The sequence below is a fragment of the Streptomyces sp. NPDC127092 genome (genome assembly GCF_042722475.1).
GTDB lineage: Bacteria > Actinomycetota > Actinomycetes > Streptomycetales > Streptomycetaceae > Streptomyces.
This window is the reverse complement of record NZ_JBHXFE010000217.1, coordinates 1-1473: the sequence shown is the minus strand read 5'-3', so window position 1 is coordinate 1473 and position 1473 is coordinate 1. Positions and strand designations below refer to the sequence as shown.

1 protein-coding gene is annotated in these 1473 nt (G+C 72.1%); it reads right to left on the bottom strand.

Translation table 11 applies throughout. The features are described from left to right. Positions 1 to 88: 88 nt before the first annotated feature. Positions 89 to 1216 carry a YeeE/YedE thiosulfate transporter family protein gene (locus tag ACFWJO_RS39045; RefSeq protein ID WP_386872969.1) on the bottom strand — a complete coding sequence of 376 codons (1128 nt, stop codon included), beginning with the start codon at positions 1214 to 1216 and terminating at the stop codon, positions 89 to 91. Positions 1217 to 1473 lie beyond the last annotated feature (257 nt).

The window sequence follows — 1473 nt, the reverse complement described above, 5'->3', positions numbered from 1 at the left end:
GACCTGGCCGTCGGTCTCGAGCAGGTGCTTCGCCATGGTGTTCTCTCCTTGGTGTCGGTGGTCAGAGGTCGTGCGCGGGCGGGCCGGCTCAGCCGATCGGCGTGAGCTTCACGGGGCGGGCCGTCCCGGCGTCCGCCGCCGCGCCCTCGGCCGAGGCGAGGCCGGAGCCGGGGGCGGGGACCGGCGTCGTGCCCTTGCCGCGGTGGTTGAGGATGAAGAGCTTGGCCGCCAGGCCGGTGCCGAGCACCATGAACACGAGCGCGGTCCAGCCCTGGAAGCTGAAGGTCGCGGTGTTCACCATCGCGTTGCCGATGGTGCAGCCGCCGGCCCACGCCGCGCCCCAGCCCATGCCGAGGCCGCCGATGATCGAGCGGACGGTGGTCTGCGCGTCGGGCACGCGGACGCGGAACTCGCCGGAGGCCTTCGCGGCGATGAACGAGCCGATCAGCAGGCCCGTCACCATCAGCACGCCCCAGTCCACGAGCTCGAGTTCGCCCGTGCCGAGGAACGCGCCGATGTTCGCGGACGGGCCGGTGATGCCCAGGCCGGACTCGCGGCCGGTCGCCCAGGAGAGCGGCCACGCGAGGATCGCCAGCACGCCGATGATCGCCGCGGTGACGAACGGGTGCCACGCCTTCTCGGTGAGCACGTGCGCGGGGCCGGTCTTGGCGGCGGGCAGGCGGAAGCGGGTCATGGCCGCCTCGCGACGCAGGTGATGACGCACGGCCAGGCCGACGCCGGCCACGAGCAGCGCCACGAACACCCACGGGGACAGCCCCGTGAGCTGCTGGAACGAGCCCGTCTGCGTCTCCACGGAGCGGACGGCCTCGGTGGTGCCGGCCAGCGGTCCCTTGCGGAACGCGGTGGCGCCCACGATGTAGAAGATCAGTGCGAACCACGAGCCCACGAGGCCCTCGCCCGCGCGGTAGTACGTGCCGGTGGCGCAGCCGCCCGCGAGCACGATCGAGAAGCCGAAGATCAGGCCGCCGATGATCGTGCCCAGCCACGGGAACGTCTCCGCCTCCAGGGTGATCACGCCCAGGGCGTCGAGGGCGAACACGCCCACCGACTGGACGGCCACGATCACCATGAACGCGGTGAGCCATCGGGTGGACCGGATAGTGAACAGGTCGCGGAAAGCGCCCGTGACGCAGAAGCGTCCGCGCTGGAACACGAAGCCCAGGACGAGGCCGAGGAGGAGTCCGGTGATGATCATGCCTGCCATGAGACAGGGTGCGGCCGGTCCCGCGCGCCGGGCAGGACGTGCGGGGTAACAGTCGCAGGGCTGTGCCGGAGACGACGCGCGGGGGCGCCGTGGGCGACGCTTGACCCTCCCCTTGGGGGAACGCCCACGCTGGGATCACCTGAGAGAAAGGTCGCCCCATGAGCCCCCCGATGACCGTCGGCGAGTTCGCCCTCGCCACCGGACTGAGCGCGAAGGCGCACGCGGCCGAGCTGCGACGCCGCCGCGAC